The 6,306-nt window shown below is 48.8% G+C and carries 4 protein-coding genes; 2 read left to right on the forward strand and 2 right to left on the reverse strand.

From position 1 onward, the window contains the following. The first annotated feature begins 54 nt into the window (after positions 1-54). The gene (locus NDA01_RS24265) at positions 55-4,200 is read left to right on the forward strand and encodes a hypothetical protein (protein WP_348230028.1); all 4,146 of its coding nucleotides are present in this window, start codon (positions 55-57) and stop codon (positions 4,198-4,200) included. A 459-nt stretch (positions 4,201-4,659) separates the two neighbouring features. Next, a complete protein-coding gene (locus NDA01_RS24270) occupies positions 4,660-4,935 on the forward strand; it encodes a hypothetical protein (RefSeq protein ID WP_348230029.1) in 276 nt (91 codons plus the stop codon). 191 nt (positions 4,936-5,126) lie between these two features. Here NDA01_RS24270 and NDA01_RS24275 read toward each other — a convergent pair whose 3' ends face one another. Together NDA01_RS24275 and NDA01_RS24280 are read right to left on the reverse strand one after the other, a co-directional pair. Further along, entirely contained in the window at positions 5,127-5,390 is a 264-nt protein-coding gene (locus NDA01_RS24275; protein ID WP_348230030.1) for a hypothetical protein, read from the reverse strand. Beyond that, positions 5,387-6,306: hypothetical protein (locus tag NDA01_RS24280; RefSeq protein WP_348230031.1), on the reverse strand; the 920-nt coding region annotated here is incomplete at its 5' end. The genes NDA01_RS24275 and NDA01_RS24280, both read right to left, overlap by 4 nt.

Here is a 6,306-nt window from a genome sequence, read left to right on the forward strand (position 1 = left end):
TCGCCCATACCGACAACGGGAACAGTGAGAGCAGTAGTGCTCTAGGCGATCGCTGTGGCTCCAAATAATCGCGAAATTCAACTCACTGTTAAAGCTGTTGTCGATCAGGCGATCGCAGGGGTGCGAGCGTTGCGAGTTGAACTGGAGCAACTACAGCGACTACAGGGGGTCTACCAAGGAGCAGGCGCAGCCGCGCAACAGGCAGGAAATGCTGCTGGTCAAGCGGCACAACAGGCCAATCAGCAAGGCGCGGATTGGCAGAAAGGGATCGGCGGTATCGCTTTTGCTTTTAACAACGTAGTTGGGTCAATTCAAACACTTGCAGCAACTGCTCGACCTGCGTTCGATCTTTTGATTGGACAGTCGATTGAATACCGTGAGTCCCTGCTCTCTATGCAGGCGACACTTGCTAGCACTAACGATGTTTTGCAGGGTGGAGTCGTAATCACTGACCCAGCTAAAGCGATTGATGCACTGGAAGGCCCTGTAAGCGATGCGATCGCCCAGTTGCGGAAAGATTCGCTATCTCTAGCTGGGATCACATCCAGAGATTTGCTAGGGGTCTTTGATGTAGTCGCAGCAAACATTTCAGCGATCGGCGGCGACTTACAGAAGGCGGAGAAATTGAGTATCGCGACGGCTGCGGGACTCACCACCTGGAAAATTCCGATCGCGCAGGCGAACCAAGAGATCCGGTCAATTTTGAGCGGTCAGATCACCTCTGACAGTTTACTAGCCCGCCAATTAAACCTGCGAAACGCAGATGTAGAAAAACTCAAGCAATCGGGCCAGCTGTACGACGAACTGATTAAAAGACTAAGTGGCGCGGTAGCGGGTCAGGAGAAGCTCGCCAAGACTTTTAATGGCGTTTCCAGCAACATCGAAGAAATTTTTCAGGAAACATTACGGATTGCTGGCGAGCCATTACTCGATCCGATCGTTGACGGGCTGAACGAGATATATGAGTATCTTCAATTAAATCAAGATGCAATTCTTGCGTTTACAAAATCCACTACCGAAGGGCTTTTAAGAATATCGCAAGACATTGGCAGGAGCTTAGGGCCTGCTCTTGACGCAACTGTTGACATCCTGAAGCAAGCCGCACCTGTTGCAAGAGATTTGTTTTTCATCCTGGCCCAGGGAGCCTCCACTACGCTTGCAGCACTGGGTCCATTGGCTGGAATGTTAGGCCAAATCATTGCTAAAGCTACGGAAGGTATTGGCAAAATAACCGAGCTGTTACTGCTAAATCAAATTAATGATGCAGCAGACGCTATCCAGGAACTTACTAATTCCTCAAACTCACTAACAGGGGAAACATCTAGAACCGTCTTGACGCTTAAGCAGCTAAATGAAGCGCGGGCTAATGGACAAACGCTTACCGAACAGCAGCTCAAAAAAGAGGAGGCACTTAGGCAGCGATCGCAAGGGCTTGTCCAAGCTTTGAACTCTCAGATTGCTGCTTACAAGCAAATCCCAGCCGTATCATCAGAGGTTCAGGCACAGCGGGATGCTGAAATTGCAAACTTAGAAAACCTTAAAAAAGCCCTAATGGGGCAAGGCCAAGAAGTCGTCCTTCAGGGGAAAAAGGCTGCGATTCTAGGCGATACCTACAAACAGCTAGATGAGAAGGCTTCAGGAGCGCTGAGAGCCATAGAGAGTGGAGGGGAAGGGATTGACTCGGCTCAGTTACAGCAGCAGGCTCAAACATTGATTGAAGCCACCCAGCAGCAGCTAGAACTTGGAAAGATAACGGAACAAGAGGCCAAGCGCAGACTTCAGGTTGTCAGCGATAGCCAAGCTATTGAATTCAAAACCCAACTAGCTTCGCGTAAAGCGATCGCCAAAGTTAGGCAAGATTCTAGCGATCAAGAAATTGAAAGTACAAAAATTCAAATCAGCCAGACAGAGGCGGCGTTGGCGACGGGCAACGTAAACGAAATTGAAGGCACCCGCACCTTAACCCAGCTAAAGCTAGACGAGTTACGCAAGCGTATCGCTCAACAGCAGGAGATATTGAAGAACTCTCCTGAGGGAAGCGTAGATGCTAAAAAGGCGGCATCCCAGGTTAGGTCTCTCAACGCCCAGTTACTCAAAGAAACGGTATCCGGTCGTAAACAGGTAGCTGAGGCTGAGACTAAAGCACTGCAAATTCAGCAATCGCAAACACAGTTGGCTGTAGAGTCGGGCCAAATATCCGAACTGGATGGGGCCAAGAAATTAACGGAGCTTCGTACGGCAGAGATCCAGAAACGACTGTCTGCAACGGCCAAAGGCTCAAACGAAGAAAAACAACTACAGGTGGATTTAGCTAAGACAAGACTCGAAGGTCGTAAACAAGTAGCCGAGGCTGAAGTAAAGGCTATTCAGATTCAATCAGCTCAAGTTGAGGTCGCTGCTCAAAATGGACAAATCTCGGAGATTGAGGCGGCGCGCAGAACTACAGCTCTTAGGGAGGCAGAGATCCAGAAACGTCTTTCCGCAGTAGCCAAGGGATCTAATGAAGAAAAGCAGCTACAGGTTGATTTAGCTAAAGCCAGGGTAGATGGGAGGAAGCAGGTAGCCGATATTGAAGCAAAGGCTATTCAAGCTCAAACTGCTGTGGTTGAGAATTTGATCGCCAGTGGCGCGACCGGAGAAATTGAGGGCGAACGAGAATTAACAAATCTAAAACAATTAGAAATCGAGAAACGCCTCTCAGTGGTGGCCAAGGGTTCAGTAGAAGAAACGCAACTGAGAACCGAGCTAGAGCGATCGCAAATTGAAAGCCTCAAGCGTATTCAGCAAATCAAGTTACAGGAGATTGAGCGGGCTGAGGGTAGGGCATCTGATGCGATCGCTTCTGCTGAAGTGGAACGACAAACCCAAATCCAACGCTTAATTAACTCTGGACAACTAAAGCGTGAGGATGCTGAAGCTGAAAACCTGAAGTTAGCCCGCGATCGCATCAATGGTGAGCTGGCGGCAGAAAGGGACAAGCTTGCAGCACTCCAGGCTCTGCCTACGGGTGGAACTGCGGCTGAGCAAGAGGAGCAAGAGAACCGAATCAGAGACAGCAAGCGCCGAACTGCTGAGCTAACCCGCGACATTCTCAAGAACGAAGAAGACCAGCAGCAAGCACTAACCGACAGTATTCAACGACAGATCGATAAGAGGACGGCTGCACAGCAAAACATTTTCACCGAGACTCAACAAAGTTTTGAAGCACAAGCCCAGGCACTAGATATTCAATCTAAGTCACTAGAGAATCAAAACCGATTACTGGAGGAAAGAAAGAGTCTATCTCAGGCTTTAGACAGCTTTGTGCAAAACGAGTTCAAGCTGTTGGGTGAGTTGACCACCTCTGAGTCAAAACGCAAACAGATTCAAGAAGCAGCAGCTAAGCTTCGAGTGCAATCCTTACTAAGGGAACAAGAACTAACTCGGCAGTCAAAGGAGCTTGAGTTTCAAAAAGAGCGATCGCTACTGGAACAAGAAAAGATTCGGAATCGAATTGCTCAAATCCAAAATCAAGCGGACACCGCACAAACGGAAGCTGACATCGCCAAAGCTAGGGCGGACAAAAACACCTCACCTGAGCAACTACGGGCACTAGAACTGGTATTGGAAAAGAAGCAAGAGCAAGAAGGGACGTTGGCGGCTCAAGGTGTATTGCTAGATGAGCAGGGTGCTCGGCAAGCAGCATCAGAAGCTAATCGGAGGCAGGAGTTACTCGCAGGACAAGCAACGACACTGGACTCGGCCAATGCTGAAGCGATAGGGGCGATCGCCAGCCCTAGACGACGCAGAAGAGAGCAGCGAGAGTTTCAGCAACAGTTGCTCGATCGCTTTGGTGGTAGGGGGCAGTTTGAAGCGGGCATTAAAGCCACTAACACAGGTTTCGATCGTACTCCGACCGCAGCAATTAACCCATTCCTTCCAGCGGTAGGACCGATTGCCACATTGCCCACCGCATCACCTCAGGGAGTACGAGCGGCACAGGGTCCAGCAGAAGCCGTTCTGAAGCAACAGTTGGATGCTCTTAAAAACGCAGGAACCACAGTCAATCAGGACATTCAACTACAAATTGTCAACCAGTTAACAGGTGCGGACGTAAACAGTGGTGCAGTAGGCAAACAGACTGAGGAAGCAGGTCGTAAGCTGTTTGACACTGTATTGAAAAAAGCTGAACAAGCACGGTTCTCTAGAAGCAAGTTCTAAAAGCGATCGCACGTCCTATCAAGCCATCACCACCCATACAGCAACTTGCTTTTACTGCTCCACGGTTAAAGATTGACTTTTTTGTCTCTAGGCATGCGGTGGGTGAAAAGTGGCGTAAAACGGCGTAAAACGGCAGCATAATTTTTTTGTTCAGGAACGAGCAGTTCTCCACAACGAGGGCATCCAACAGGCTTCTATTGCTCGCCTGAGTCATTCCTGATTGGCATGATTTTGGCAATAGGTTCATGGGGTATCCCCCTATTCATGGGGTTTCCTTATGAGAGCCCTTGCATTACTTCCACACCTGAGCAGCTTTTGGCTATCAGGTGTTTAGTTACATTGTTCAGTTTTGGCTGTGAGATTGGCTAAATATCCCTTGAGTCTCAAGCAATTAATGCAACACAAGACTTAGAGGTAAGTGTTTGGCGATCGCCCAGATGCAGTAATTTCCAATGAGTTATGCCACCACGCAGATATTTACCTGAGAAACAAGTTGCTCCTCCCCGAGCGATCGCTAAACCTGAGACGCGGCAAATTCCTTTAGATGCCAAGCTCTACGACCTCAAAGATGCCTCAATACTGCTTAGTGAGCAATTTGGCTCAGGCTATAGCGTCCGAGCTTTGCGCCGACTCATTGAGTCTGGGGAGTGGGTTGAGGGGTGGCACTACATGAGGCGGGGCAAGTTCCTCAAGATCTACCTTCCTGCTGTTCAAGAATGGCAGCTTCGAGGCTAGGTGGTAGAGGGCGATCGCCTCAGCCAAGTGAGAAGCATGGGCCACTTGTACTGATTCGAAGACCCTGAAAGCCTGAATAGCTATTGATAATGACGATTTCCAATAGCTTGGCTTGTTTACATCAATTAGAAAAGTTGCACTTTTCTGCACTTTTCTGCATCCTAATTTTTTTCAAGCGCACTGTTGGACAATCAACTTTGAGCTTTGCCATCGTTGGTGGGTTCATTCCCAAACTCTGTTAACTGAGCTTTTAGCTGAGCGATCGTTCGGTTGTAGAAATCCTCAATACTTATGCCCTCAAGGGCTGAAACCAGTTGAGCTTCGACTCTGTTTCGATGCAGATGCTCAATGAGTTCCGGAACTGGGGTTCCATACCGCTGGGATAAGTACGTTATGCATTCGATTTCTGGGGGAGATAAAGACGGCACAAACTGCTCTGATTCAGGGGTGCTCATGCGATCGCCTCCTGTACCAAAGTGAGTTCATTGAGTGGAAATTCTCCGAAACCCCAACCATTTAACTGCTTCACCTTTGCGGTTTGGTCTGCGATCGCTTGAATCACCCACTGTCCTATAGAGCCAACGCGGGTTGTGATAGCACCGGGACTGAATGGTGGCCCTTTTAATGACAGCTGTTCCATCTCTACTGGAGCCAGCGTAGTCACAACTTTTTGTGGGTGATCATTAGAAAAAGTTGTGACTACGGTATCAGAGTGATACGGTTCTGAGGCTTGCTGAGCCATTAAGTCCCCATATTTGCGAGTGAGCGCCGTGAAAATAGCATCGCGATCGCCATCGTGATAGTTGCTCAATTGCCAAATGCGCTCCTGCTGTCCTCGCCCTCCCTCTTTGCGAATCACCTTCGCTTCATATCCGAGCTTCTTGTGAAACTTGTTGAGTATTTTGATGGCGCTATGCTCTCGATTGATGGTGAGGCCCAATATGCGGCGGATTTCGTTGCTATTCCACAATGCCCAGGTTTTGAATAGCTGAACTTTCTCGTCTGACTCTCGATACTCAGCGTTGCTCAGCAGAGAGAGATAACCAGAGCGGTTCATCAGGTCTGCAATTAGCGAGGTTTGCCGCACTTTGGGCAACCAGACAAAAGCGGCCTTCTCAATTTTGTTAGTGAATGAACGTCGATCAATTTGCTTTGCAACCTCCGGGTTCTGAATCATCCAAAGCAGCTCGGATTGCTTGAGAAACCGGCCTTGATTCTCAATGACTGCTTTGAGCAGAAAATCTACGGTTAGGTCCAGCCCTGGCAATTTATCCTCTAGCAGGCGCTTCTGAGCCTTTCGGCGTTCATCCTCCGTGCTGTTGTTACTCTCCAGAATGGTGAGTGCATGAGAAACAGTGATATCAAATGTCT

This window comes from Trichocoleus desertorum AS-A10, from assembly GCF_039962155.1.
Lineage (GTDB): Bacteria > Cyanobacteriota > Cyanobacteriia > FACHB-46 > FACHB-46 > Trichocoleus.

Excerpts from the sequence above, each read along its gene's own strand:
- NDA01_RS24275 (WP_348230030.1), bottom strand. The coding sequence starts at position 5,390 with ATGAGCACCCCTGAATCAGAGCAGTTTGTGCCGTCTTTATCTCCCCCA.
- NDA01_RS24270 (WP_348230029.1), top strand. The coding sequence starts at position 4,660 with ATGCCACCACGCAGATATTTACCTGAGAAACAAGTTGCTCCTCCCCGA.